Here is a 26,926-nt window from a genome sequence, read left to right as displayed (position 1 = left end):
AGCCGCAGACGAGAATGGCCCGATGCAGACCTGGGCCGACCGACTTCCCGACCTGTACGCCCCCGGCCACTGGCCATGGGGTGAGCTCGACGTCCAGTTCACCACCGAGCAGCCGGCCGACGAGCTGATCAGCAACGCGCACGTCGTCGGGCGGACCGAGGGCGGCATCGTGGTGTGCGCCAACGACCTCGGCTGGCGGTTCCTGCCCGGCGGCACGCGCGAGCCGGACGAGACGATCGAGAGCCTGGTCGAGCGTGAGCTCCTCGAAGAGGCCGGCGCCCGCCCCACCGGCCCACTCATCTGGCTCGGCGGCCATCGAGCCGACCACCGGCGACCCGAGCCGTACCGGCCGCATCTGCCACACCCGGTCTCGTACTGGACGAACTACGTGGTCGACGTCGTGGTCGACAGCCAGCCGACCAATCCCGACGATGGCGAGCAGGTCACCGAGGTACTCGTGCTGCCTCCGGACGAGGCGATCGCCTACCTCGACGCGATGGACGACAACCACGGCGTGATGGGCAACCTGGTCAGGCTGGCTCAGGCAATGGGTCTGGTCTGACCGACCACGGCAGTACGAACGCACTGACCAGACACAATCCGCCGGCGACGAACATCGCCGTACGCAGGCTGGTCAGCCCCGCCAGTACGCCGCCCGCAGCCATGAACGCGGGCTGGACCGACCGCGACGTGATCGACCACGAGGTGAGCACCCGAGCCATGAACCCGTCCTGCGTGACCTCCATCCGGTAGGTCGCGAACGACGGGTTGAAGGCACCAGCCGCAATCAGCAGGCCCGTCTCGGCCGCGATCAGCAGCACGAATCCGCCCAGACCGGGCGTCGCCAAGGGCAGCAACAGCAGCCACGGCGTGCGCAGTACGCCGAAGACCAACAGCATCCGGTGCAGCCCGAGCCAACGAGTCAGCCGAGGCGCAAGCCAGGCGCCGACCACTCCGCCAAGGCACGGCACCCCAGCGACCAGCCCGTACTGCCACGGCTGCATGTGCAGGTCACGCAGCATCAGCACGGGCAGCAGCGGCGACACCATCATCACGGGACCGCCGAACAGCTGCGAGTTCCAGAACAGCGACCGGAGCCCCCGATCGCGCCAGATATAGCGCCAACCGGCAACGACGTCGCGCTTGCCCTGCCGGGCGACCGGCGCCGGCTCAGGCTTGCGAATACGCCGGACCCCAACTGCCGAGAGCAAGTACGACACCGCATCGATCACCAGCGTCAGCGGAGCACCGACCAGGCTGACCAGCGCGCCACCGATCGGCGGCCCGACACTCAGAGTCGTCCAGGTGGTCGACTCGAACCGGCTGTTCGCCTCGGCCCGCCCCTCGACTGGCACCAGCGCTTTCAGATGCGCACCACTCGCCGCCGTGAAAGCGATCAACGCCGCCGACTGAACCACCCCGACCATGCACAGCTGTGGATAAGTCAGCGCATCGAAGGCCACCGCGACCGGCACGCTCAGCAGCGCGACGAACCGCACGACATCTGCAGCGATCATCACCGGCCGTTTGCGGCGCTCCTCGATGAAGTCCCCCATCGGCAACGCCAGCGCGGCACCAGCCAGCGCCGACAACGCGGCCAGCAGCGCCACCTGGAAGGTGCTCACGTCGAGCACGAGGACGGCGACCAGCGGCAGCGCGCCGTACCCGATCCCGCTTCCGATCGCGCTGATCGCATAAGCGGTCCACAACCGCCGGAAGTCCTGATTCAGTGACGGCACGCGCCCGAGCGTAGAAGCCGCCACCGACAAGACAAGTCAGCGCAGGTTCAGCCCGCCGTCGAGCATGATCACTTCGCCGGTCAGGTAGCCGTGCCCGGCGATCGTCGCGATCAGGTCCGCGACATCCGCCGGCTGCGCCGCACGACCCATCGGTGCGGTTTTCCACAGGGTCTGGGCTTCGGTCCAGTCGGCTGTCATGGGGGTGTCGACCAGGCCGGGGGCCACTGCGTTGACGCGGACCTCGGGGCCGAGGGCGGCAGCCAGAAGCTTGGTGACGTGGTTGAGGGCGGCTTTGGTCGCCGCGTAGGCGATCGAGCTGCCTTTGGGGCGGACGCCGGCGTGGCTGGTGACGTTGACTATCGCGCCGCGCGATTCGCGGAGGGCGGGCAGAGCCGCGGTGCACAGGAGCCACGGCGCGATGAGGTTCACCTCCAGGAGGCGGCGCCAGTCGGCGGCAGACAACCCATCAAGCTCCGCATGCGGCACCGGCCAGCTGATGCCGGCGTTGTTCACCAGTACGTCGAGCCGCCCGAACTCAGCCAGAACGGCAGGAACCAACGCCGCCGCCTCCTCGTCCCGCGACAAATCAGCCTGCAAGTAGGTCCCACCCAACTCAGAAGCCAGCGCTACCCCCGCATCCCGGCTACTACGCGAGTGGACCACCACTGTCATCCCGTCGGCAGCGAACCGCCGTGCCGTCGCCTCCCCGATCCCAGAGGTCGACCCGGTCACCAGCGCCACTCTCTGCATGGGCACACCCTAGGAGGCGCGGTAGCGCAGGCCATCCATCAGCAAGTCGAGCAAGCGACCGGCCTGCTCCCGGTTGGAGCTTGCGGCGAGCGCCACGCCGCTCAGGCTCATCAGCACGTCCTCGGAGGAGAAGTCCGGCCGGATCTCTCCAGCGGCGGCAGCAGCCTCCAGCAACGGCTGGATCGCGCCGGTCAGCAGCTCGAAGCTGTGCGCGTACGGATCCGCCCCGGAGGCGATCAGCGCCCGCAGCGCATCGGCCATCCCGATCTTGCGAGTCATGAAGTCGACGAAGCGATCCATCCACGCCCGCGTCGCCTCGACCGGCGGCATCGCGGCGAGCAGCTCGGGCGCGGCCGCGCAGACAGCGGCGAGCTCGCTGCGATAGACCGCCTCGACCAGCGCCTCCCGGGTCGGGAAGTGCCGGTACAGCGTGCCGATCCCGACCCCGGCGTTCTTCGCGATGCCCTCGAGCGTCGCGTCCGGGCCGCACTCCGTGAAGGCCTTGCCGGCGGCGTCGAGCAGTAGATCGCGGTTGCGCTGGGCGTCTGCCCGCAACGGCCGCTCACTCATCCGCTCCCCCTCTCGACGCCGGTCAGCACCTGCCTGACCCCCAGAACCTAGCGGACCCAGGCGTGCGCTTGTGAAACGGAGGTTCCTCCGGTTAACTGAAGATCTACCGGAGGCTCCTCCGGTTAAATCATAGCTCAGGACAGGAAGAGTCGGATGAGCAGAATCACCACCCCCTTCACTCGCGAGTCGACCGCCGCGGAGGTTCTCGCCGGCGTCGACCTGACCAGCCGCCGGGCCGTCGTCACCGGTGGCGCGTCGGGCATCGGCGTCGAGACCGCCCGGGCCCTCGCAGCCGCCGGGGCCGAGGTCACCCTGGCCGTCCGCAACCTCGAGGCCGGCGAGAAGGTCGCCGCCGACATCATCGCAACGACCGGCAACAAGGGCCTGTACGTCGCTCCGCTGGAGCTGGCCGATCGCGCCTCGGTGCGAGCCTTCGCCACCAACTGGCAAGGCCCGCTGCACATCCTCGTCAACAACGCCGGCGTGATGGCCGAGCCGCTGAACCGTACGCCGGAAGGCTGGGAGCACCAGTTCGCAACCAACCACCTCGGCCATTTCGGACTGGCCCTCGGACTGCACCCGGCACTGGCGGCCGCCGGGGACGCCCGGATCGTCTCGGTCAGCTCCTCGGCCCACCAGCGGGCCGGCGTCGACTTCGACGACATCCACTTCGACCGCCGTCCGTACGACCCCTGGCTCGCCTACGGCCAGTCCAAGTCGGCGAACGTTCTCTTCGCGGTCGAGGCAGCCAAGCGCTGGGCCCCTGACGGCATCATCACCAACGCGCTGATGCCGGGCGGAATCCGGTCCGCCCTGCAGCGTCACATCGACGAGGAGGACCCGGCCCTCAAGGCGACCTTCGCGAGCTACCCCTGGAAGTCGACCGAGCAGGGCGCCGCCACCTCGGCACTGCTGGCCGGGTCGCCGCTGATCGACGGAGTCACCGGCCGGTACTTCGAGGACGTCAACGAGGCCGAGCGGACCGTAGTACCGGGCCTGTCCGGAGTAGCTGAGCACGCGCTCGACCCGGAGGCGGCGTACCGGCTGTGGGAGCTCTCGCTCGACTTGATCGCGGAGTAGACGTGTTTCTTGCCAGAGTTAAGTAACGGTCGTACGGTCCCTCCTATCTGCTCTCGATGGAGGGACCGCCCCGATGATCTCCACTCGTGTACTGCGAATCGCCCTGGTGCTGCCGCTGCTCGCAGCGGTCGCGCCGGGCTCGACCGCCGAAGCCAGAACCACCACCGAAGCCAAGACCAGCTTCGCCAAGCCCTTCATGGGCTGGAGCAGCTGGAGCAACGAGTCGTCCACCCGGGCGACGTACGGAACAGCCTGGCTGACCGAGGCGCACATCAAGGATGCCGCCGACGCGGTGGCGACCAAGCTCAAGTCGGCCGGCTACAGCTACATCAACATCGACGCGGGCTGGAACGCGACGATGGCGTGGAGTTTCCACAGCGATGCCAACGGGATCCCCGATCCCGATCCGGCCCGGTTTCCGAGCGGGATCAGCGGGATCGCGAGCTACATCCACGGCAAGGGCCTGAAGACCGGCATCTACATGGCGGCCGGGCTCGAGCAGGAGGCCTACAACAAGAGCGCGCCGATCGCCGGCACGAGTTGCACCGTCCGCGACATCGTCGTCCTGCCGCTGACCCCCACCAACAAGTGGGGCGGCAACTGGAAGGTCGACTACAGCAAGCCCTGCGCGCAGCCGTACTTCAACTCGATCATCGACAAGTACGCCTCCTGGGGCGTCGACTTCCTGAAGGTCGACGGGGTGACGGCCGACAACGTGCCCGACATCCAGGCGATCTCGCAAGCGATCGACCAGTCCGGGCGCTCGATCTGGCTGACCGCCAGCGCCTGGCCGGTGGACCTTGCGGCCGGCGACGGACTGCGGCCGTGGGCGAACGGCGTACGGATCGACACCGATGTCGAGTGCTACTGCGGTACGACGTCGACGTGGACCAGCTCGATCGACGATCGCTGGGCGGACCTGCCCAACTGGCTGAGCAAGCTCACCTCGAGCTACCTGCCCGATCTGGACTCGATGCCGATCAACAACAACACCGGCAGCGCACTCCAGGACGGGCTCAACGACGCCGAGCGGCAGTCGGTGATGACGTTCTGGTCGATGGCGTCGGCTCCCCTGTACGTCGGTGGCGACGTCTACTGGATGGACAACTCGGCCATCGCGATCCTGACCAACCCCGAGGTGGTCGCTGTCGACCAGGCGGCGGTGCTGCCGACTCGCATCACGGCGGGCAATTCACAGGTCTGGAAGAAGGTCATCAACGGCGTCACGTACGCGGCCGTCTACAACCTCGGATCGTCGTCGGCGAACATCACCGTGAACTGGAGTTCTCTCGGCCTGAGTGGCAGCAAGACCGTCCGCGACCTGGTGGCGCGGACGGATCTCGGCAGCTTCACCAACAGCTGGACTGCCTCGAACGTGCCCGCCCATGGGTCCCGTTTGATCAAATTCGGCTGAGCGGTAAGCAGTCAGGTTCCCGGCTCGGCTACGGTCTTGCGCCTCGGGCCGGTAACCTGACCGACCGTGAGTGACTTGAGCATCCGGACCATCTCCGCCGAGCAGCACGCCGCCTACCTCGCGGCGCAGCCCTCGGCCAGCTTCCTGCAGACCCCTGGCTGGGCGGCGGTGAAGAGCGAGTGGAAGGCCGAGTCACTGGGCTGGTTCGATCCGGCTGCTCCCAACGATCTGCTGGGCGTCACGCTGGTGCTCTACCGGCAGATGCCGAAGGTCAAGCGCTACCTCGCCTACCTGCCCGAGGGCCCGGTGATCGACTGGGACGCGATCGACCTCGGCCGGTACCTGCGCCCGCTGGCCGAACACTGCCTGGCGCAAGGCGCCTTCGGCCTGCGGATGGGTCCGCCGGTGCCGATGCGGCGCTGGCGCGCTCAGACGATCAAGGACGCCATCGCCGGCGGGCAGCAGCCCAAGCTCGGCGACGTCCGCCCGGATGTGATCGAACCGTCCGGCGCGACCGTGGCGGCACAGTTGCGCGCGCTGGGCTGGAAGGCGCCGCGAGCGGTCGAGGGATTCGCGGCCGGTCAACCGCAGTACGTCTTCCAGGTGCCGCTGGCCGGCAAGACCGAGGACGACCTGCTGACCGGGATGAACCAGCAGTGGCGGCGCAACATCAAGAAGTCGGCCAAGCTGGGCGTCGAGGTCACCCTCGGCACGGCCGAGGACCTGAAGGCCTTCCACGCGCTGTACGTCCTGACGGCCGAGCGGGACCACTTCACCCCGCGGCCGCTGCCGTACTTCCAGAAGATGTACGAGGCGATGTCGACCCAGCCGGCCGACTGCTGCGACTTCCGGCTCTACATGGCCTACCACGAGGGCGATCTGGTCGCTTCGACGATCTGGGTCCGGGTGGGCGGTCATTCCTGGTACTCCTACGGTGCCAGCTCGACCGCGAAGCGAGACGTCCGTGGATCGAACGCGATCCAGTGGCGAATGATGAGGGACGCGCTGAGCTCTGGCGCGTTCGTGTACGACCTACGGGGCATCACCGACACCTTGGACCCGAACGACTCGCATGTCGGGTTGATCCAGTTCAAGACCGGCACCGGCGGCGAAGCCGTCGAGTACGTCGGTGAGTGGGATCTGCCGTTGAACAAGGCGCTCTACACCGCATTCGACCTCTACATGAGACGGCGATGACAACATGCCCCTGATCCTGCACATCGATTCCGATCGATGGCGCGACCACCTTCGTTCCACGTGGAACCCCGACATCGTCCCGGTCGCCAAGGGCAACGGGTACGGCGTCGGCAACACCCGGCTGCTGGCCGAGTCCCGCGCGCTCGGCGCCCGGACCGTCGCGGTCGGGACGTACACCGAGGTCCCGCCGGACTTCAAGGACGACGTCGTGGTGCTCACGCCGTGGCGGCCGTTCCTGGAGATCCCGCAGGGCAAGAACGTCATCCACACGGTCAGCCGGCTGGCCGACCTGGTCTCGATCCCGGCCGGCAGCCGGGTGCTGATCGAGGTCCAGACCTCGATGCGCCGGCACGGCATCGGCGCCCGCGAGCTGCGCCACACGATGCTGCTGAACGCGCTGGACCGGATCAAGTTCGAGGGCTGGTCGCTGCACTTCCCGATGGGCGCGGGCGGTACGTCCGCGAACATCAGGGAGGCTCAGGAGCTCAGTCGCGCCGCCCGCGCGGTCCGCAACGGTCCGGTCTGGGTGTCGCACGTCCCGGCGCAGAAGCTGGCCGACATCGGCGAGAACGTGAAGCTTCGGATGGGCACCGGCCTCTGGCTGGGTGACCGCGGCGCGCTCACCGTGCGGGCGACCGTGCTCGACGTCCATTCGGTACGCCGCGGCGAACGCGTCGGCTACCGGCAGCGCCGGGTGGCCGGCGACGGGCACATCCTGGTCGTCTCCGGCGGTACCGCGCACGGCGTCGGCCTGGAGGCCCCGACCGCGGCGGCCACCGTCCGGCAGCGCGCGATCGCGATGGCCAAGGGCAGCCTGGACGCCGCCGGGATGGCGTTGTCGCCGTTCACGATAGAGGGCAAGCAACGCTGGTTCGCCGAGCCGCCGCACATGCAGGCCAGCATGCTGTTCCTGCCGTCCTCGGTCGCCCCACCGGCCGTCGGCGACGAGGTCGGCGTGGACGTCCGCTTCACCACCACCGTCTTCGACAAGATCTCGATGGACTGAGCCGGGGCTTGACTTCAGGTGCACCTGAAGTTCGAGCCTTGGCGGCATGGGTGACTACGACTTCTTGGAAGGCCTCCGGCTCGGCGCCGGTGACACCTGTGTGGATGTCGGTTGTGGCGACGGGACCGCCGTCGCCGCGCTGACGCACGCGCACGTCAAGGCGATCGGGATCGATCCGGATCCCGAGGTGATCGCCGTCGCGGGCAGGCGGACACCTGGCGCGGTGTTTCACGTGGCACATTCCGGCGATCTGCCGCTCGAGGACGAGTCGGTCGACGGCTACCGCGCCGCGAACGTCTTCCACTTGCTGCCGGACCCGCTGCCGACGTTGGCAGAGGCAAGGCGGGTACTACGCCCTGGCGGGCGGATCGCCCTGATCGGTCAGGACTACGGCTTCCTGCTGCTCGACAGCGACGACCAGGACCTGACCGACGTAATCGGTCTCGGACTGGAGTCCCGGTCGGTGGCGCCGCGGGCAGCCCGGAGCTATCGCGATCTGCTCCTCGACTCCGGGTTCCGCGACGTGGAGGTCGCCGTCCATGCCCGGATCACCACCGACTACCGGCAACTGGCCGACGACCTGGCGGATGCCGCAGCGGCTTCGATCAAGAAGGCGCTGATCACCCGCGAGGACGCCGACGGCTGGCTGGCCGAACAGGCCGACCGAGGCCGGCGCGACCGCTTCCTGGGCATCGCACCGATCCTCGTCGTCACCGGCACCCGCTGATCCGCGTACTAGCCGGTCTTCAGTCCCCCACGCCACGTGACGGTGGGCAGCAAAGCGCCGAGGTTCACCCGGTCCTTGTGCTCGGCAACGATCGGGAACATCGACTCGATCAGTGTGTCCGACAGCAAGTGTGGCTGTAGGCCGAGGCCGACCAGGCCGGTGTGCTTGACGTTGTAGTAGTGCTCGGGCTGCTCGACCCGCGGGTTCTCCAGGTGGTCGACCTGGACCGGACCGGGGAAGGTATCGGCGACCAGCTCGGCGATCTCCGCCACCGAGAAGCTCTCCGTCATCTGGTTGAAGACGCGGAACTCACCGACCTCCGCCGGATTCTCGACCGCGAGCCGGATGCACTCGATGGTGTCCCGGATGTCCAGCAGGCCACGCGTCTGGCCGCCGGTGCCGTAGACGGTCAGCGGCTCGCCGAGCACCGCCTGGATGACGAAGCGGTTAAGCACCGTGCCGAACACGGCGTCGTAGTCGAACCGCGTGGCCAGCCGCGGATCGCGGATCGTCTGCGGTGTCTGCTGGCCGTAGACCACGCCCTGGTTGAGATCGGTCACGCGCAGTCCCCACACCCGGCAGCCGAACTCCAGGTTGTGCGAGTCGTGCACCTTGCTCAGGTGGTAGAACGAGCCCGGCTTCTTCGGGTAGAGCATCCGGTCCTTGCGGCCGTTGTGCTCGACCTCGAGCCAGCCCTCCTCGATGTCGATGTTGGGCGTGCCGTACTCGCCCATCGTGCCCAGCTTGACCAGATGGATGTCCGGGTCGATCTCGGCCACGGCGTACATCAGGTTGAGGGTGCCGATCACGTTGTTCTGCTGCGTGTACACGGCGTGCTGCCGGTCGATCATCGAGTACGGCGCCGCCCGCTGCTCGGCGAAGTGCACGATCGCCTCGGGGCGGAACTCCCGCACCACCCGATAGACGAAGTCGGCGTCGCACAGATCGCCGGAGTACGCCGTGATCTGCTGCCCCGACACCTCGTGCCAGGCTGCCACCCGGGTGTCGAGATCCTCGATCGGGACCAGGCTGTCGACACCGAGTTCGCGGTCGTACCCTCGCCGCGCGAAGTTGTCGAGCACCGCTGTCTGATGTCCGCTGTCGGACAGATGCAGTGCTGTCGGCCACCCCAGGTAACCGTCACCACCCAGGACGAGAACGCGCACGGACCAACCACCTTCCGGACGGAAATGTTGCCTTTGTCCTGTCATGTGTACCCAGCCAGTGGAGGATTCACCTGCGTGGAAGCTGGCAATCTCCTGTGAATCCGGTCGCAGGTGCAACGGCTGGGACGGACGATGCAGAATGGGCGACGTGAAGAGGCCGGCCAACTTGCTGACATGGGCCAAGTACTCAGCGTCATCACTGGTGGCCACCGCAACCAGCGAGGTCTTCTTCCTGCTCTGCTACTGGATCGGTACGACGTCCGCCGTGGCCAGCGTGATCGCCTTCGCGGCCGGTGCCGTGCCCAACTACTTCCTGAACCGCCGCTGGGCATGGAACCAGCAGGGCCGGGTCTCGGCCCGGCGCGAATTATTGCCCTACGCAATCATCGTGCTGGGCAGTGCGGCCGTTGTGATCGCCTGCACCACCGCCGGCGACCATGTCGTCCGCGGCTGGATCGATTCGCACACCTGGCGGACGATCCTGGCCGGTGCGGTCTTCCTGGCCGCGAACGCTTTCACGTTCATCCTGAAGTTCGTACTGTTCGACCGCTACGTCTTCTCGGGACGCGAACGTACTCCCGCCACCAGGTAGTGGTCATCACGCGCGCGTAGTGGGCGCCGTAGACGAGCCCCGGTCCCTTCTTGCTCGTCCCGTCTCCTCTGCGCCGCATGGTCATCGGCAACTCGACCACCCGGGCACCGCTGGCCAGTACGCCGAGCAACAACTCCGACGACTGGTACTGCGGTTCGCGCAACGTCACCTTGCAGGCAAGGGCTGTCCGCATCGCGCGGAATCCGAACGACGTGTCGGTCAACCGCCGCCTGGTCAGAATCGACGCCAGGGCAGCAAAAACGCGAACCCCGAGCCAGCGCAACCTGCTGTCCGCGTCCTCCTCGCCCAGGCGTCGTGAGCCGGTGACGAAGTCGGCCTTGCCGTCGAGGATCGGCTGCAGCAACACGTCGAGCTCATCGTTGTCGTACTGTCCGTCGGCATCCGTAGTGGCGACGTACTCCGCTCCGCCCTGCCCTGCCAGCTGGTAGCCGAGCCTCAACGCGGCACCTTGCCCGCGGTTGCGCGGAGCAACGCAGACGTATGCAGCTTGCGCTACAGCGATCTCGGCCGTGTTGTCCTCGGCTCCGTCGACGACCACCAACACGTCGACCGGCAGCCCGGCGCAGGTCTTCGGCATGTTCGCCAGCACCGGGCCGATGCCGCCCGCTTCGTTGTACGCCGCAATCACCACGACGACCGGCGCGAAAGCCACGACGCCATGTCTGGCCCGAAAGTCGTCCAGCGCTTCGGAATCGGTCTGGTCCGGATAGTTGTCCAGCGGCGGCCGCGCCTGATCCTTGCCGAGGATCGCCCGCAGACCCAGGGCTCCGGCAAGCGGGAAGAACACGAGGCCTGGCAACTGATAGCGCCAGGAGAACTCAAAAGCCGCTGACCCCAGTAAGAGGATCACCCCCGCCGCTGCAGGCAGGAGAGCAGCAGCGCGCAACCCTGACTGCCTAGCCCGACCAACCCCAGCCACTGCGGCCAGTGCGATCAGTACTGCGATCCCTAGCGCCAGACCTGACGTGTAGCCCCCATTGAGTTGGTAGGCGCGCAGTACGGCGGCTGGGCCGTGGTTGACGTGGGGAGCTTGGCCACCCCACTCCTGCGATGCCTCAGCCGTGTGCGGGTCCTCGAGGTTCGGGTAGGTCAGCTGGAACTGCCAGCGCTCCAGCGGTACGTCATCCGGCGAGGTGGTCCTGGTCGGCGCGAATCCCTTGAGGAAGTCCTTGGTCGCGGCCCACGCGACATCGAACGGCTGATGCTTGATCACCAGCGAGCTGAACTCCTGGGCCAGCTCTTGCTTGGTGGTGCCGGGTGGCAGCGGTCCAGGCCAGTTCGGGTCGCCGTAACGGTTGTGCGCGTACTTATCCACACCCAGTCGCTGACCGAGTGGCTCCTCCGGGCAGAACAGCTTGGTGCCCGCATTGAGTGGCAGCTTGGCGCAATTGGCGACCTGAGCGGTCCGGCCGTACAGGACGGTGACGTCCGCGCCGGAGATGGCCCACTTGCCTGTCTCGCTGTGGATGTAGCCGACGTAGGCGCCGAAGACGAGGGTGAAGCCAGCCAGGGCGGCAGCGGTTCGCAGTACGAGCCGGCCGCGGTGGTGACGCCAGTCGGAGCCGACTACGACGAGGTACAGGACCGCGGCGACGATCAGGGTCAGCCCGATCGTGCGTACTGCGAAGGTGGCACCCAGGAGGAGGCCTGCGAGCAGTGCCCGCTTCCAGCCCGGCTTGCCCCAGCCGAGCAGGGTCCAGAGGATCGCTACGAGCAGTACGTCGAAGGTGGTCTCGGCCATGATGTTCTGCTCGATCTGCACCTGGTAGGCGTCGAGCAGGATCGGTGCGGCGGCCACCGCGGCCAGCCAGCGGTAGACGGTGAGCCGCCGGGCCAGCGCATAGATGGCGACGCCTATGGCCAGTCCGGCGAGGTGCTGCACGATCACGACGCCGGTGAGGCCGCCGAGGTCGACCAGCGGCTTCAGGACGAAGTCGTAGCCGATCGGGTTGAGCTGATCGGGCTTCAGGTCCTTCATGTTGGTCAGGTACTGGACCGAGTCGACGTAGATGATCGCCGGTCGATAGGCGACGGTTGCCAGCACCCGCAGTACCAGGCCCGCCACCAGGAAGATGGCGAGCAACCAGTGCGTCCGGAGCGCCCTTCTCACTGGGCTTGGAAGTACTGCCAAGTCCGTGCCAGGCCGTCCTCCAGCGAAACCGTGGGCTGGTAACCGAGCGTCTCCGCGCTGGCGGACACGTCGACGACCACGGCCGGCATCTCGCCGGCCGGTGCCTCCACATGCTCGGCCGGTACTCCGGCACCCGTCACTGCGCGCACCGTGTCGACCAGGTCGAGCACCGAGACCGAGTTGCCCGAGCCGATGATGGCGCGGCCGTCGAACCGGGTGTCGAGCGCCAGGAGCACGGCAGCGACCACGTCATCGACGTACACGAGGTCCCTGCGCTGTTTACCGTCGCCGTAGACCTTCACGCCGGTACCGGCGAGGGCTGCTCGCATCATGCGCGGCACGAAGCTGTCCTTGTGCGACATGCCCGGGCCGTAGACGTTGGTGAAACGCAGAGCGGCCGTCGCCAGCCCGTAGCTTCCGGAGTACGCCGAGAGCAGCATCTCGGCCGCTGCCTTCGTGGCGCCGTACGGCGTGAGCGGGCGCAGCGGCTGCTCGGCAGTGATCGTCTCGGTGCCGACATTGCCGACTACCGCGTTGGTGGAGGCCATCACGAAGCTGTCGACGCCGCTACCGCGGGACAACTCGAGCAGCACCTGGGTGATGGTGACGTTCTCGGCGAAGGTACGCATGGGGGCGTCGACGGAGCGCAGTACCGAGGTCAGGGCCGCCAGGTGGACCACCGCCCGCGGCCGCGTCTCGAAGCCCGCGATGCAGACCTCCTGCTCGGCCAGGTCACCGGTGATCACCGTGATGCCCGCGTCGTCGGCCCACGCCGCATCCGCCGGCTCCCGGTCGACCGCCGTCACCGGCAGGTCCCGCTCGCGCAGTGCAGCCACCACGGCCCGCCCGATGAAGCCCGCGGCACCCGTCACGAGCACCCTGTCGTCGAATCCGTCCATACCAGCAACCTACCGGTGAGGGTCCAACTCGCCGACGGCCGGAAGCGGTCCGCCACGAACCCTTGACCAGGGGTGACGATGATGGGGAAGATCACCCCGGACGCGGGCTGACAACCTTGTCATCGGGGCCGCGTAAACCTCCGGTACGCGGCGACCGCCGTACGCCGGTCTTGTCGTGCAAGGAGCGTTGATGGATCTCCGCCGCCCCCTGGGGCTCGTCACGGCCGTCGGGCTTGTTGTGACAATGTCTGCCATGTCCTCCACGTCAGCGAGCGCCGGTTCCTCCGCGAGCCCGGCCGCCGAAGCACAGCCGGCCGTGTCCGGTTCCAGCTTCTTCACCTCTTTCGAGCCGGGCCAGCCACAGCCCGGGTACACCGACGCGGTCGAGACCGGCCCCGACGGTCAGCCGCGGGCAGGCGGTGTCGAAGGCCCGACGCCGACCGGGATCGGCGGCAGCGAGATGGACAAGGTCGTCAAGGTGACCGCGAACGGCGAGAACACCGGCTCCGGTGAGATCGCGACCAACGCGGCCGACGGTGACAAGTTCACCAAGTGGCTGGTCTTCGAGCCGACCGGCTGGCTCACCTACGAGACGTCGGCCCCGGTGGTGATCCGCAAGTACGCGCTCACCTCGGCCAACGACGCCGACGGCCGCGACCCGCAGAACTGGACCGTCTCCGGCTCGAACGACGGGACGACCTGGACCACCTTGGACACCCGGACCGGCGAGAGCTTCGCCAACCGGTTCCAGACCAAGGAGTACAGCTTCTCCAACGAGACGGCGTACAAGTTCTTCAAGTTCGACGTCACGCTGAACCACGGCGAGGACATCGTCCAGCTCGCCGACTGGTACCTGTCCAACGGCGCCCCGCTGCCGCCTCCTGGTAAGACGGCAGAGTCTCGTCTGGACTCCGGCCCGACGAGCGCGTACAACGCCCGCGCCCGGACCGGCTTCACCGGCGTCAAGTCCTTCCGGTACGCCGGTCACCAGACCGCCGAGGGCCGGGGCTACACCTGGAACAAGATCGCCGACGTCGACCTGACCATCGGCCCGGACACCCAGCTTGGGTACAAGATCTTCCCCGAGCACGTCGAGGGCGACCTGAGCTACCCGAGCACCTTCGCCGCCGTGGATCTGGCGTTCTCCGACGGCACCTACCTGAGCGACCTGAAGGCCAAGGACCACCACGGCTTCGAGCTCAGCCCGCGCGGCCAGGGCGATGCCAAGGGCCTGTCGACGAACCAGTGGAACAACGTCGAGGCCGACCTGGGCAAGGTCGCCGCCGGCAAGACGGTGACCCGGATCCTGGTCGGCTACGACAAGCCTTCCGGCCCGGCGGACTTCCGCGGCTGGATCGACGACGTCCGGATCAGCAAGGCGACCACCTCGGACGCCGCCTCCCAGCTGACCGCCCGGCATCACCCGTCGGACCTGGCGATCACCACCCGCGGCACCAACTCCACCGGCGGCTTCTCCCGGGGCAACAACTTCCCCGCGACCGCCGTCCCGCACGGCTTCAACTTCTGGACGCCGGTCACGAACGCCGGCTCGATCTCCTGGCTGTACGACTACGCCAAGGGCAACAACGACCAGAACAAGCCGGAGATCCAGGCGTTCTCGATCAGCCACGAGCCGAGCCCGTGGATGGGTGACCGGCAGACCTTCCAGGTGATGCCGTCCACCGCCGACACGCCGACGGCGAACCGTGACGCGCGGGCCTGGTCGTTCAGTCATGACAACGAGATCGCCCGGCCGTACTACTACGGCGTCACGTTCGACAACGGCAACGCGGCCGAGCTGACCCCGACCGACCACGCCGCGATGATGCGGTTCTCGTTCCCGGCCGGCAAGGCGTCGCTGATCTTCGACAACACCAGCAACCTCGGCGGCCTGACGCTCGACGCGGCGACCGGCGTGGTCACCGGCTACAGCGACGTGAAGAGCGGGCTGTCGACCGGCGCCGGCCGGTTGTTCGTGTACGGCGTCGTCGACCAGAAGGTCGTTGCCAGCGGCAAACTCGCCAACGGCGGCGGCGCGAACGTGGGCGGCTACTTCACCTTCGGCCCGTCGGTGAAGCAGGTCCAGCTGCGGATCGCCACCTCGCTGATCGGCACCGCGCAGGCGAAGAAGAACCTCGAGCTGGAGCTGGCCGAGGGCAGCCGGTTCGAGAAGGTCCGCAACGCGGCCCAGAACGCCTGGGACGCCAAACTGTCGACGATCGAGGTCGACGGTGCGACCACCGACCAGCTGCACACGATGTACTCCAACCTGTACCGGCTGTTCCTCTACCCGAACAACGGCTCGGAGAACACCGGTACCGCCTCGAACCCGGTGATCAGCTACGCGTCGCCGACCTCGCCGAAGGTCGGGGCGGACACGCCGACCACGACCGGCTCGAAGATCGTCACCGGCCAGACCTACGTCAACAACGGGTTCTGGGACACGTACCGGACGGTCTGGCCGGCGTACAGCCTGTTCTCGCAGGACGACGCGGCCGATCTGGTCAACGGGTTCGTCCAGCAGTACAAGGACGGCGGCTGGATCTCACGCTGGTCCTCGCCGGGGTACGCCAACCTGATGGTCGGCACCAGCTCGGACGTCGCCTTCGCCGACGCCTACCTCAAGGGGATCAAGGGCATCGACGTACAGGCTGCCTACGACGCGGCGCTGAAGAACGCCGCGGCTCGGCCGCCGACAGACAACGTCGGCCGCAAGGGGCTCGACCACTCGGTGTTCAACGGCTACACGGCCAACACCACCGGTGAGGGCTTCAGCTGGTCGATGGACGGCTACATCAACGACTTCGGCATCGCGAACATGTCGAAGGCGCTGTACGACGCGGCCAAGAGCAGCGACCCGCGCAAGCAGGAGTACAAGGACAACTACGACTACTACCTGAACCGCGCGCGCAACTACGTCACGCTGTTCGACCCGGCGCTGAACTTCTTCCAGGGCCGCAACGGCGACGGGACGTGGGGCAACTCGCCGACCACCTTCGACCCGATGGACTGGGGTCACGACTACACCGAGACGAACGCCTGGAACATGGCCTTCTCGACCCCGCAGGACGGCGCCGGCCTGGCTGCCGTGTACGGCGGTCGCGACGGGCTGGCGAAGAAGCTCGACGAGTTCTGGAGCACGCCGGAGGACGCGCTGCACACCGGCGGCTACGGCGGCACGATCCACGAGATGCTCGAGGCGCGGGACGTCCGGATGGGCCAGTACGGTCACTCGAACCAGCCGTCGCACCACATCGCCTACATGTACGACTTCGTCGGGCAGCCGTCGAAGACGCAGGAGAAGGTGCGCGAGGTCCTCGACCGGCTCTACCTCGGGTCCGAGATCGGCCAGGGCTACCCGGGCGACGAGGACAACGGCGAGATGTCGTCCTGGTACCTGTTCAGCATGCTCGGCTTCTACCCGCTGCAGGTCGGCTCGCCGAACTACGCGATCGGAGCGCCGCTGTTCACCAAGGCGACGGTCCGGCTGTCCGGCGGCAAGAAGCTGACCATCAGCGCGCCGAACAACAGCGCGACGAACAAGTACGTGAAGGGCGTCAAGGTCAACGGCAAGGCGTGGACCTCGACCAACCTGCCGCACGACCTGATCGCGTCCGGCGGCAAGATCGAGTTCGACATGACCGACCAGCCGTCGACCTGGGGCTCCGGCCGCAACGACGCTCCGCCGTCGATCACGACTCCGGGCGAGGACCCGAAGACGTGGCGCGACTCGACCGAGGACGCCGGTGCGGTGGTCTCGGCCGGTGGAGTCGACGTGTCGGCACTGACCGACAACGACTCGAAGAAGCAGGTCACGCTGACCGGCGCGACGCCGACCGTCTCGGTCCAGCTGGAGCAGGGCCGGCCGGTCACGATGTACACGCTGACCAGTGGCAACACCGGGGTCGCGCCGTCGGCCTGGACGCTGGAGGGTTCGAACGACGGGACCACGTGGGCCGAGGTGGACAAGCGGGCTGGTGAGTCGTGGGCCTTCCCGGCGTACACGCGGTCGTTCAGCGTGGCCGCGCCGAAGAGTTACACGCAGTACCGGCTGGTGATGACTCCGGCGGCCGGCGCTTCCGGCGTCACGCTGTCCGAGCTGGAGCTGCTCGGCACGCTGAAGGGTGTCGAGGCGGGCGTCCACCCGAGCGACAAGCGGGTCGCCCAGGCCAAGCCGAGCGTCACCCCGTCCCAGCCGATCGACCGCAACTTCGGCTGACACGACAAAGCGCGGCGACCGCCACCGCGGTCGCCGCGCTTCTCGATATCTTCCGGCGGAACCTGCCCCTGAGAGGTTCCGCCGAAGAACTTATGGAGGGGTGGCGACCCCGCCCGGCCTGCCACCCCAACACCAGTACTGACGAGCAAGACTCCGGTTCGGTTGCCTCGACCCCAATCTGTCCACATCCTGGACAGATCAGCTGTCAGCCGGTCCAGCGGCCGGTGAAGAAGGCTGCGGCCCAGATGGCCGCCAGAGGGACTGCCACCGCCAGGTAGAGGCGGCCTAGCCAGGGTTTTCGCTCGGCCAGGACCGCTAGGCCGATCCAGAGCGGCCACCAGAGCAGGGTGGCGCGGGTGAGTGAGTAGATCCAGAAGGACGTCACGAAGGCAGCGATGGTGCTGGCGACCCAGGCGGCCTCGCCCCAGGAGTGGCGCCAGAGGAGCCACGCGAGCAGGATCAGGCCGACGGCCAGCGCGACCAGCTCGGCCCGGAACATCCAGGTCCAGTCGCTGTGGTCGGCCGCGAAGTGGCCCTTGGTCGCGGCTTCGACGGTGTGCTTCAGCGAGATCCACGGCTTGGTGAACTCGCGCGCCCAGCCCTTCTCCTGCGCCTCCTGCCAGGCGAACCAGGAGCCGTGGATCTGCTTCAGGTAGGCCATGAAGCCGAGCACCGGTACCGCCGGCAAGAACAGCCAGGGCAGCGAGTACCAGTCGCGCTTCTTCGAGGTGAGGAACTCGACGCCGAGCGCGAAGATCAAGAAGATGCCCGACACCCGGACCGTCGACGCGAGCGCGACGAACAGTGCCGCCCGCGCCCATCTCCCCTGCCGGGCCGCGAGCCAGGCCGGAAAGGCGAAGGCACAGAACAACGCCTCCGTGTACGGCGCCGCGAGAAAGACCCCGACCGGCGCCGCGAACCAGATCAGCGCCGCCTTCGGCCCGAAGTTCGTCAGCTGAGGGAACTCGTACTGCGCCAGCCTGGCCAGGTAAACCCCCGCCACCGCGCTGGCCACGAGCGAGACAACCACCCCGCCGGCAACCGGACCGATCCCGATCCAGCCGACCACCCGCATCAGGTACGGCAACCCCGGAAAGAACGCCGCCAACGGAGCTCCGGACGGCTCGCCATGGTTGTACCCGTAGTCGGCGATCGCCTTGAAATGCCACACATCCCACTGCAGCCAGGCGTGCCACACATTCGGATAGTCGGTCCCCCGGTTGAACAGCAACGGCGCCGACACCGAGATCACGAAGATCCCGATCCGGCTGACCAGCCACCACCCGAGCGTCTCCCGGAACGTCAGATCAGGCCGCCACCGGATCCCCAGCACCGCCCCATCCTTGGCCCGCCGAGCCCGCCGCGGCTGCTCCTCGGAAGCGGCCCGCTCAACAACCACCAGACGCCCATTTCTGCGCACAGCAACCCTGCTGCGCAACCTTCCGCCTAGGCGCCTTCACACCCCCATCGTGCCCCATCCCCCATTTCCCAGTCGAACAAGCCGCCCTCAGCCCGCTCGGCCTACCGGCCGCCACTCCGTCCCCAGAACACCACCCCACCAGCGGCCACCGTGACCACCCCGATCCCCATCACCACCAACGGCAGAACGGTCACGTCGCGAGACACCAACTCCAGCTCTTCCCCGGTCTCCGGCCACAGGCAGACCGAGCTGATCGGAAACACCCCCGGCGTCGTCGTCGGCTCCCCGCCGTAGTCCCGGCCGACGCCGCCCCGAGCGTTCGCGCAGGCCTCACTCGCAGGCAGGATCGGCTCGTAGACCGAGAGCAGGAAGAACCCGTAGATCAACGCGCCGACCACCACGACCCCACACCCGGCCAACCCAACCGCCAACCCACCCAACCGCCGCACCAGCCCCGGCCCTTTCGCCACCCTTATTCAGCTCCTCACTCCGGACAAGAAAGAACGGCACCTCGGTTCGAGATGCCGTTCTTGGGGCTTACTGACCGCCGCCGCCGGGTGTCTCCGGAGTGTTCGTCGGCTTGGTCGGTTTGGTCGGGATCGACGGCCAGCCAGGCGGTTTCGTGGTCTTGGTCTTGGTCGGGGTCGGCGGCGTCGGCGAGCTCGGCGGAGGAGTGCTCGGCGGCGGGGTACTCGGCGGGGGGGTGCTCGGCGGGGGCGTGCTCGGCGGCGGGGTCGACGACGGCGGCGTGCTCGGCGGCGGCGCGGGGCTGTCCTCGAGCGCGTCCTGGTCCGGCTCGGGGAAGGGCTCGTCCGGCAGGCCCTTGAGGGCCGGCTCCATGTACGCCAGCCACGTCCTCACCGGCCAGTTGCCGCCGAAGAACGCCTCGTCGTCGCTGTACGGGTCGAGGTCGCCCTCACCGCTGGCGCCGGCCCGGTAGAGCACTGCGGTGGAGAGTTGCGGCGTGTAGCCCACCCACCAGGAGGTCAAGGTGTCCTTGCCCTCCAGGCAGTTGTCGCAAGCTGCGTTCTTCTTCCGGTGCTCGAGGGCGACACCACCGGCGGTGCCGGTCTTGCCCGCGACCGGCCGGTCGAGCTCCTGGGCCCGGTCGCCGGTGCCCTTCTTGCCCTCGACCACGTTCTGCAGAACGTAGTTGACCATGTTGGCGACCTCGGGCGGGAACGCCTGCTTGCCCTGCTTCTCGATGATGGCCTTCTGATCGGACCAGGGCTTGATGTTCGGACCGGTGACGGATTTCAGCGTGTGCAGCGGGACGTACCTCCCGCCGGCCGCGAAGGTCGCGTAGGCGTTGGCCATGTCGACGGGCGCCGCGTACGGGTCCGGACCGAGCACCGTCGACGGGTTGTTCCGCCCACGCTCGAGCGCCGAGGTCTTCGGGATTCCGGCGGCCTCGGCGGCGTTGACCAGCTTCGCCGGGCCGTCCTCCATCTGCTTGTCGATCAGGTCGTAGAACGCGGTGTTGATGGACTGCTCGGTGGCCTGGTACAGGTTGACGTCGCCGTAGTCGTCGTCGAACTCGTTGTTCAGTTCCTGACCGTTGACCTCGATCGGGCTGTCGCCCTGGAACGTGTCCCAGATGCTGCGCTGGTCCAGCAGCGCGGCCGCGACGGCGAACGGCTTGAAGGACGAGCCGGGCCGGCCCTTCGCAGTCGCCCAGTTCAGCTGGCTCTTCAGATAGTCGGGGCCGCCGTACATCGCGACCAGCCGGCCGGTCCCCGGCGTGACCGAGGCGAGGCCGACGTGCAGGTTGTTCCGCTTCTCGGGCAGTTCGGTCTGGGCGGCCCGGGTCATCTCACCCTGCCTGGCCCGATCGAAAGTGGTGATGACCTTCAGACCGCCACCGCTGATCTGGTCCTGCGGGACCAGCTTCGCGAGCTCCTTCTTCGCCATGTCGAGCAGGTAGCCGTTCGGGCCCTTGTACTTGCCGCCCGACTTCTTCGGCTTCTTGATCACCGGAAGCTTCGCGCCGTACTGCGCCGCCTGCGCGTCCGTGATCGTGCCGCTCTGCCGCATCCCGTCGAGGACGTACTGGTAGCGCTCGAGGATCCGCTTGTGCGCCGCCGGGTTGTCCGGGTCGAAGCGGGTCGGGTTGTTCAGTACGGTCGCGAGGAAGGCGGCCTGCGGAACGTTCAGCTTGTTCGGGTCGGGAACGCTGAAGTACGCCTCGCCGGCCGCGGCTACGCCGTACGCGCCCTCACCGAAGTAAATGGTGTTCAGGTAGCCCTCGAGGATCTGCTTCTTGTCCTGCGACCGGCTCAGCTTCGTGGCGATGAACAGCTCGGAGAACTTCCGCGAGAAGGTCCGCTCCTGCGTCAGGTACATGATCTTCACGTACTGCTGGGTGATCGTCGAGCCACCCTGCAACTGCTGGCCCCTGGCGATGTTGAACGCGGCCCGCGCCATGCCGGACGGCGAGACGCCTGGGTTGGTCCAGAAGGTCCGGTCCTCGGCGGCGATCATCGCGTCCTGGACGTACTTGGGGATCTGCTCCAGCGGCACCGAGCGCCGGTTCTGGTCGTAGAAGGTGCCCAGCACCGTCTTTCCGTCGGACCAGTAGACCGTGGTCGTGTTCGCCGCGAACTCCTTGTTGGGGTCCGGGATGTCGGTCGTCTGGTAGCCGATGAAGAAGGCCGCGACGACGCCGATCACACCGAGGAAGAACAGTCCGAGCAACCAGCCCGCTACTCTCAGTGCCCAGTGTTTCTTGCGGCGTGCGCGGGTAGGAGCCTTCCTACGACCTTCACTCACAGTGCAATCCTCGACGATCTCGCTGAAGTCATTGCGTCACAGAGTACGGCGGATGTGGTAACGGTCCCTATTCCGCCTTGGATCGTAGCCGCCTGACCCGGTCAGCACCGACTCAGCCGGTCACGTGCGGTGCGAGCAGCGTCACAGCGATCAGCGCGGCCGGGAAGCAGGCGAGGAACATGGTGAACGTGTAGCCCATGATGTCGCGCGCCTTGAGCCCGAGGATGGCCAGCGTCGGCAGCATCCAGAACGGTTGCAGCAGGTTGGCACTGGCCTCTCCGAGGTCGTACACGACCACCATCCAGCCCGCGTCGACATGCAGCTGGTTGGCTGCGTCCAGCACATAGGGGGCCTCGATCACCCACTTGCTGCCACCACTGGGCACGAACACGCCCAGCACGCAGGAGTAGATGGCCACCAGCGGCGGGAAGAAGAACTGGTTGCTTGCCTGCACCAACCACCCGGCCAGCCTCGCCGAGATGCCGGTGTACGCGATCATGCCAAAGATGCCGCCGTACAACGGGAACTGCAGCAGTACTCCGGCCGCTGCCGGCGCACCGTCGCGCACGGCCCGCGCCATCCGCCACGGCCGCCAGTGCAGCAGCATGGCGAGCAGGAACAGGATCAGGTTGACGGTGTTCAGGTCGAGCGCGTTGAAGAAGCTCTTGCCGTCGAAGTACCGCACCAGGTAGATCGCACCGAGCAGCACGACCAGCAGGCTGAACAGCGGCGAGTGCTCCAGCCAGTCCCCCGGTCGGCGCTGCTCGTCGTCCTCACAGTCCACCCGCTTCCCGTTGTACGCCGAACCGCGCCCGATCAGCGGTCGCAGCTCGATGCCGATGTTCTCGGCCGTCTTGGCGTTGCCCTCCCCGGGTGCGACGAACCACGCCATCGTCACGCCCACGGCGTACACGATCAGCGTCGCCACGATCGCTTGCCAGGTGAAGATCGTGTCGCTGAGCGGGATCAGCCCACTGGCGTGCCCGCCGGCCCGGATCACCTCCTGCACCGGCGCGGGGCTACTACTCGCGCTGGCGACCTGCAGCGCGGCCGAGCCGGATAGCCCCTGCGCCCAGACCGTGCCGAGCCCCAGGAACGCCATCGCACCCAGTGCCCGGTAGTCGGCCTTCGGCACGTTGCGGGCGACCTCACGGGCCAGGATGGCGGCGAAGATCAGGCTGAAGGCCCAGTTGAGGTACGACGCCAGCATCGCGACCGCGGCGACGAAGGCCACCGCCGTACGGGGTGACTTGGGGATCCGGGCCAGCCTGGTGATCAACCGGGCGACCGGGCCGCTGGTGGCCACGGCGTACCCGCCGATGATGATCATCGCCATCTGCAGCGTGAAGGTGATCAGGCTCCAGAACCCGAGCCCCCAGGCGTCGACCAGACCGTAGCCCTTGGTCGCGGCCGGGTCGTCCGGGCGCTTCAGCAGCGGCTCGCCGGTGATCAGCCCGAAGACGAGCACCACGAAGGTGCCGACCAGCACGAATCCGAACGCGTCCGGCAACCACTTCTCGGTGAAGGCGGTGAAGCGCAGCGCGGTCCGGGCCAACGGGCCCTCGCCCTCGGTGCCGTGCTTCGCGTGCTTCCCATGGCTGTCCGCCATGACCCTCCGCTCCTGACCCACGACGCTGTGTCAGCTGATTAACGCAGATCAGCGCCTGACGTAACAGGTTTTTCCGCAGTGGGTCGTGGGATAGCTAACAAAGTCCGTCTTTGTCAGGAGTTGTCCACAGCTGACCGCCGTGCTTACAGTGGCGGAGCGATGTATCAACTCGATACATCAGGTCATGACAAACCATGACAAAATGGTCGAGGGAGGTGGGTCATGGGAAACCGCAGCGGGGTCCTGGAACTCGCCGTACTCGGCCTGTTGCACGAAGCGCCGATGCACGGATACGAGCTCCGCAAGCGCGTCAACGCCCAGTTCGGCTGGGGACGCGTGCTGTCGTTCGGATCGCTCTACCCGTGTCTGAAGGCGATGCTCCGCAACGGACTGATCTCCGCCGACGCCGGTACGACCGACGCCGGGCGGAGGCAGAAGATCGTCTACACGATCACGGCCGACGGCAAGGACCACTTCGCGCAAGCGATGCACGACGCCGGACCGTCGGCGTGGGAGGACGACACGTTCGGCGTCCGGTTCTCGTTCTTCGGCCGGACCGATCCGGCCACCCGGTTGCGCATCCTCGAGGGCCGACGGGCCCGGATGGAGGAACGGCTGGCCAACTTCCGGGCCGCGATGAGCCGGACCGCGGAGCGGGTCGACGCGTACACCCTCGAGCTGCAACGGCACGGCCTGGAGTCGGCCGAGCGCGAGGTCCGCTGGCTGAACGAGCTGATCGACGGCGAACGCAGCCGGCAGCGGCCCCCTGAAGAGCACCAACCGCCTGTTCCACCCCCCAACTAAGGAGTTCCAGATGACTTCGATCCGCGTAGCGATCGTCGGTGTCGGCAACTGCGCCAGCTCGCTCGTCCAGGGCGTGCACTACTACCGCGACGCGAAGCCCGACGAGCGCGTCCCCGGTCTGATGCACGTCCAGTTCGGCGACTACCACGTCCGCGACGTCGAGTTCGTCGCCGCGTTCGACGTGGACGGCAAGAAGGTCGGACTCGACCTCGCCGACGCGATCGGCGCCAGCGAGAACAACACGATCAAGATCTGCGACGTGCCGCCGAGCGGTGTCACCGTGCAGCGCGGTCACACCCTGGACGGCCTCGGCAAGTACTACCGCGAGACCATCACCGAGTCCGACGCGGCGCCGGTCGACGTCGTCAAGGCGCTGAAGGACGCGCAGGTCGACGTCCTGGTCTGCTACCTGCCGGTCGGTTCCGAGCAGGCCGCGAAGTTCTACGCCCAGTGCGCGATCGACGCCAAGGTCGCGTTCGTCAACGCGCTGCCGGTGTTCATCGCCGGCACCAAGGAGTGGGCCGACAAGTTCACCGAGGCGGGCGTGCCGATCGTCGGCGACGACATCAAGTCGCAGATCGGCGCCACCATCACCCACCGGGTGCTGGCCAAGCTGTTCGAGGACCGCGGCGTCACGGTCGACCGGACGTACCAGCTGAACGTCGGCGGCAACATGGACTTCAAGAACATGCTGGAGCGCGACCGGCTGGAGTCCAAGAAGATCAGCAAGACCCAGTCCGTCACCTCGCAGCTGGTCGACAAGATCGACCCGCGCAACGTGCACATCGGCCCGTCCGACTACGTGGCCTGGCTGGACGACCGCAAGTGGGCCTTCATCCGGCTCGAGGGCCGCAACTTCGGCGACGTCCCGCTGTCGCTGGAGTACAAGCTCGAGGTCTGGGACTCGCCGAACTCGGCCGGCATCATCATCGACGCGATCCGCGCGGTGAAGATCGCCAAGGACCGCGGCATCGGCGGCCCGATCCTGTCCGCCTCGTCGTACTTCATGAAGTCGCCGCCGGAGCAGTACGCCGACGACGTCTGCCGCGACCTGGTGGAGAAGTTCATCAAGGGCGAGGTCGAGCGCTGAGCTAGTCCCCCTGTACTACGGAAGGCCTCCCTGCTCGTCCTGAGCAGGGAGGCCTTCAGCGCGCTTGGGCAGCGTCGATGTCGAGGAGTAGGTCGGCGCGGGAGGTACGGGAGTACAGGACTCGTTTGCCGTCTCGGCGTGAGGTGCAGAGGCCGGCTGAGACGAGTACTGCGAGGTGCTGGCTGACAGTGCCGGGACTGAGGAGGAGGGACTCGGCCAGGGCCGTCGTTGAGAGTGGGACGCTCAGGTGCGCCAGGATGGCGGCTCTGGAGCGGCCGATGAGGGCGTCGAGGCCGCCGACGATCGACTCGACCGGGCGTTCCCAGAGTTGGCCGGCGCCGCGTGCGGAGTACGCGATCACTGGCGGGGTTGAGTTGTCCGCGAGCATCACACCCGGCCCGCGGAAGACCAGTGGCAGCAGCCAGAGCCCCTGGCCAGTGGAGGGCAGCCGTACCTGTCCCTGGCCGAGCGCGAGGGTTAGGCCGTCTCCTGCCCAGGTGACTGCGTCGTGCAGCTCGTCGAGTGCTCGTTCGAGGCCGTCGGAGGCCAGGGCGACGGATCGGTGGGCGATGTCGGCGCCGGTGATCGCCTCGATGCGTCCCCAGAGGGGCTCGAGTACTGCCGTCCAGTACGCCGCCATGGCTTCGGCTGTGCGTTCGGCGTACTCGCGACTGGGCATCCGCCCGATCCGCGAGCCGAGCTCGCGTAGTACCCGGAGATCCGACTCGAGGACCTGCTCGTCCGTCGTGGCGAGCCGGGCGAACTGGTCGAGCGGGTGGGCCGGGCGGGCCGACGGCATCGGACCCAGGAGATCGGGGATGAAGTGATCGGCCTGCGTGAGCTCCAGCAGCAGCGCGAGGTCGAAGTCCGGGTCGCGCGGCACCCGGGGCTGCAGGTGCCGGTGCAGCTGGAAGTGCTGACGGTGGTTGATCAGGGTCAGGCTCGCCGTCGTCTCCCAGACCGCGTCGCTGGTGAACCGGACCTTGGTGAGGTCCGGCACCGTCAGCTCCAGCTCGATCATGGTGCTCTCCTCTTACCCGGCGGATCCGACGTGCTCTTCGAGCAGCGTGCCCTGGTCGAGAACCATCAGCCACCGGCCGTGCTTGTACGTGTACGTCACCGCCGTGACAGCAGTGAACCAGTAGTCGAGGCGCGGAATGGCGTACTTCGTGGTGTAGACGATGAAGCCGGTCTTGCAGCCGTCGACCTTGCGCGTCTGCTCGGTCCACGACCAGACCGAGTCCTTGCTGATGAAGCGTGGCTTGCTTGCCGCGGCGACCGCATCGAGGCCGACCCGGACACGACCGTCGGCGACGATGCTCACCACGCCTTTGTCGTGACCGGCGAGCCAGGTGTCCCGGTCGAAGTCGCGGAACGACTCCATGTCGGTCCGCTGCGCCTGGTCGAACTTCTGCGCGCAGGACTTGGCCTGTGTCGTCGCTGTCCTGCCGTGGACTGCCGCGTCGTCGTGGGTTGCCGTTTTGTCGTGGGTTGCCGTGCTGTCGTGTGCCGCTGTTGCGGCGTTGGCGGCGCCCGGCATGGCGATGACCGCGGTCGCGGCGGCCACCAGGCTTACTGCGCGGCGGGTGGCGGATCGGTTCATGACGACTCCTTGTTCCTAGGTCCTGTCCGGATGAGGGGCACGAGGGAAGGCTCAGGGTCCAGGCGCCGGCCTTGCCACGATTCGGCGGCAGCCGAAACGTCGGCGTTTGTTGTCGGTGCG

At 67.5% G+C, this 26,926-nt stretch carries 22 protein-coding genes; 10 read left to right on the top strand and 12 right to left on the bottom strand.

All coding sequences use genetic code 11. The annotated features are described in order from the left end of the window. The first annotated feature begins 22 nt into the window (after nucleotides 1-22). On the top strand, nucleotides 23-562 hold the full coding sequence (locus ABD116_RS12170; RefSeq protein ID WP_343968143.1) for an NUDIX hydrolase: 540 nt from the start codon (nucleotides 23-25) through the stop codon (nucleotides 560-562). Here the strand turns inward: ABD116_RS12170 and ABD116_RS12165 are convergent. Genes ABD116_RS12165 through ABD116_RS12155 form a run of 3 tightly spaced genes read right to left on the bottom strand, consistent with a single transcriptional unit; the run spans nucleotide 531 to nucleotide 3,059 of the window. Next, nucleotides 531-1,739 (bottom strand): MFS transporter, encoded by a 1,209-nt coding sequence (locus ABD116_RS12165; RefSeq protein ID WP_343968141.1) that lies wholly within the window; start codon nucleotides 1,737-1,739, stop codon nucleotides 531-533. The genes ABD116_RS12170 and ABD116_RS12165 overlap by 32 nt on opposite strands. A gap of 36 nt (nucleotides 1,740-1,775) precedes the next feature. Then, complete coding sequence (locus ABD116_RS12160; RefSeq protein WP_343968139.1) at nucleotides 1,776-2,489, bottom strand: SDR family NAD(P)-dependent oxidoreductase; 714 nt, start codon at nucleotides 2,487-2,489, stop codon at nucleotides 1,776-1,778. 9 nt (nucleotides 2,490-2,498) lie between these two features. After that, nucleotides 2,499-3,059, bottom strand: a complete 561-nt coding sequence (locus ABD116_RS12155; RefSeq protein ID WP_343968137.1) for a TetR/AcrR family transcriptional regulator — start codon at nucleotides 3,057-3,059, stop codon at nucleotides 2,499-2,501. Between the two features lie 153 nt (nucleotides 3,060-3,212). Here ABD116_RS12155 and ABD116_RS12150 point away from each other — a divergent pair, with 153 nt between their 5' ends. The 5 genes from ABD116_RS12150 (at nucleotide 3,213) to ABD116_RS12130 (ending at nucleotide 8,483) form a co-directional block, all read left to right on the top strand. Then, complete coding sequence (locus tag ABD116_RS12150; protein ID WP_343968135.1) at nucleotides 3,213-4,139, top strand: SDR family NAD(P)-dependent oxidoreductase; 927 nt, start codon at nucleotides 3,213-3,215, stop codon at nucleotides 4,137-4,139. A 73-nt stretch (nucleotides 4,140-4,212) separates the two neighbouring features. After that, nucleotides 4,213-5,553: a glycoside hydrolase family 27 protein gene (locus ABD116_RS12145; protein WP_343968133.1), complete on the top strand. Its 1,341-nt coding sequence runs from the start codon at nucleotides 4,213-4,215 to the stop codon at nucleotides 5,551-5,553. Between the two features lie 66 nt (nucleotides 5,554-5,619). Beyond that, a complete protein-coding gene (locus ABD116_RS12140; protein WP_343968130.1) occupies nucleotides 5,620-6,750 on the top strand; it encodes a lipid II:glycine glycyltransferase FemX in 1,131 nt (376 codons plus the stop codon). A gap of 4 nt (nucleotides 6,751-6,754) precedes the next feature. Then, on the top strand, nucleotides 6,755-7,756 hold the full coding sequence (locus ABD116_RS12135; protein ID WP_343968128.1) for an alanine racemase: 1,002 nt from the start codon (nucleotides 6,755-6,757) through the stop codon (nucleotides 7,754-7,756). A 46-nt stretch (nucleotides 7,757-7,802) separates the two neighbouring features. Next, complete coding sequence (locus tag ABD116_RS12130) at nucleotides 7,803-8,483, top strand: class I SAM-dependent methyltransferase (protein ID WP_343968125.1); 681 nt, start codon at nucleotides 7,803-7,805, stop codon at nucleotides 8,481-8,483. An 8-nt stretch (nucleotides 8,484-8,491) separates the two neighbouring features. Here ABD116_RS12130 and ABD116_RS12125 read toward each other — a convergent pair whose 3' ends face one another. Next, entirely contained in the window at nucleotides 8,492-9,649 is a 1,158-nt protein-coding gene (locus ABD116_RS12125) for an NAD-dependent epimerase/dehydratase family protein (protein WP_343968123.1), read from the bottom strand. 148 nt (nucleotides 9,650-9,797) lie between these two features. Here ABD116_RS12125 and ABD116_RS12120 point away from each other — a divergent pair, with 148 nt between their 5' ends. Then, a complete protein-coding gene (locus ABD116_RS12120) occupies nucleotides 9,798-10,241 on the top strand; it encodes a GtrA family protein (RefSeq protein ID WP_343968121.1) in 444 nt (147 codons plus the stop codon). Here the strand turns inward: ABD116_RS12120 and ABD116_RS12115 are convergent. Further along, entirely contained in the window at nucleotides 10,171-12,372 is a 2,202-nt protein-coding gene (locus ABD116_RS12115) for a glycosyltransferase family 2 protein (RefSeq protein ID WP_343968119.1), read from the bottom strand. The two genes, ABD116_RS12120 and ABD116_RS12115, sit on opposite strands and share 71 nt — an antisense overlap. After that, nucleotides 12,369-13,292: an NAD-dependent epimerase/dehydratase family protein gene (locus ABD116_RS12110; RefSeq protein WP_343968117.1), complete on the bottom strand. Its 924-nt coding sequence runs from the start codon at nucleotides 13,290-13,292 to the stop codon at nucleotides 12,369-12,371. The genes ABD116_RS12115 and ABD116_RS12110 overlap by 4 nt, the downstream gene beginning before the upstream one ends. Nucleotides 13,293-13,545: 253 nt before the next feature. Here ABD116_RS12110 and ABD116_RS12105 point away from each other — a divergent pair, with 253 nt between their 5' ends. Further along, nucleotides 13,546-17,511, top strand: coding sequence for a GH92 family glycosyl hydrolase (locus ABD116_RS12105; RefSeq protein ID WP_343968115.1), 3,966 nt, complete (start codon nucleotides 13,546-13,548; stop codon nucleotides 17,509-17,511). A gap of 205 nt (nucleotides 17,512-17,716) precedes the next feature. On the opposite strand, the gene ABD116_RS12100 is transcribed toward ABD116_RS12105, so the two are convergent. The 4 genes from ABD116_RS12100 to ABD116_RS12085 all read right to left on the bottom strand — a co-directional run bounded on the left by ABD116_RS12100 (nucleotide 17,717) and on the right by ABD116_RS12085 (nucleotide 23,309). Next, nucleotides 17,717-18,910 carry a mannosyltransferase family protein gene (locus ABD116_RS12100; RefSeq protein WP_343968113.1) on the bottom strand — a complete coding sequence of 398 codons (1,194 nt, stop codon included), beginning with the start codon at nucleotides 18,908-18,910 and terminating at the stop codon, nucleotides 17,717-17,719. 122 nt (nucleotides 18,911-19,032) lie between these two features. Continuing rightward, entirely contained in the window at nucleotides 19,033-19,401 is a 369-nt protein-coding gene (locus tag ABD116_RS12095; RefSeq protein ID WP_343968111.1) for a hypothetical protein, read from the bottom strand. A gap of 67 nt (nucleotides 19,402-19,468) precedes the next feature. After that, nucleotides 19,469-21,700 (bottom strand): transglycosylase domain-containing protein, encoded by a 2,232-nt coding sequence (locus tag ABD116_RS12090; RefSeq protein ID WP_343968109.1) that lies wholly within the window; start codon nucleotides 21,698-21,700, stop codon nucleotides 19,469-19,471. 112 nt (nucleotides 21,701-21,812) lie between these two features. Continuing rightward, complete coding sequence (locus tag ABD116_RS12085; protein WP_343968107.1) at nucleotides 21,813-23,309, bottom strand: short-chain fatty acid transporter; 1,497 nt, start codon at nucleotides 23,307-23,309, stop codon at nucleotides 21,813-21,815. A 222-nt stretch (nucleotides 23,310-23,531) separates the two neighbouring features. Here ABD116_RS12085 and ABD116_RS12080 point away from each other — a divergent pair, with 222 nt between their 5' ends. Both ABD116_RS12080 and ABD116_RS12075 read left to right on the top strand, forming a co-directional pair. Then, nucleotides 23,532-24,113: a PadR family transcriptional regulator gene (locus ABD116_RS12080; RefSeq protein ID WP_343968105.1), complete on the top strand. Its 582-nt coding sequence runs from the start codon at nucleotides 23,532-23,534 to the stop codon at nucleotides 24,111-24,113. Nucleotides 24,114-24,123: 10 nt separating this feature from the next. Next, a complete protein-coding gene (locus tag ABD116_RS12075) occupies nucleotides 24,124-25,203 on the top strand; it encodes an inositol-3-phosphate synthase (RefSeq protein WP_343968103.1) in 1,080 nt (359 codons plus the stop codon). A gap of 55 nt (nucleotides 25,204-25,258) precedes the next feature. Here ABD116_RS12075 and ABD116_RS12070 read toward each other — a convergent pair whose 3' ends face one another. Beyond that, nucleotides 25,259-26,224, bottom strand: coding sequence for a winged helix-turn-helix domain-containing protein (locus ABD116_RS12070; RefSeq protein ID WP_343968101.1), 966 nt, complete (start codon nucleotides 26,222-26,224; stop codon nucleotides 25,259-25,261). A gap of 12 nt (nucleotides 26,225-26,236) precedes the next feature. Next, the gene (locus tag ABD116_RS12065; RefSeq protein ID WP_343968099.1) at nucleotides 26,237-26,806 is read right to left on the bottom strand and encodes a hypothetical protein; all 570 of its coding nucleotides are present in this window, start codon (nucleotides 26,804-26,806) and stop codon (nucleotides 26,237-26,239) included. Between the last annotated feature and the right edge of the window lie 120 nt (nucleotides 26,807-26,926).

The sequence above is a fragment of the Kribbella koreensis genome (assembly GCF_039525325.1).
In the GTDB taxonomy this organism is placed as follows: Bacteria; Actinomycetota; Actinomycetes; order Propionibacteriales; family Kribbellaceae; genus Kribbella; species Kribbella koreensis.
The sequence above is the reverse complement of the archived record's forward strand: the minus strand, read 5'-3'. Positions and strand labels throughout refer to the sequence as shown.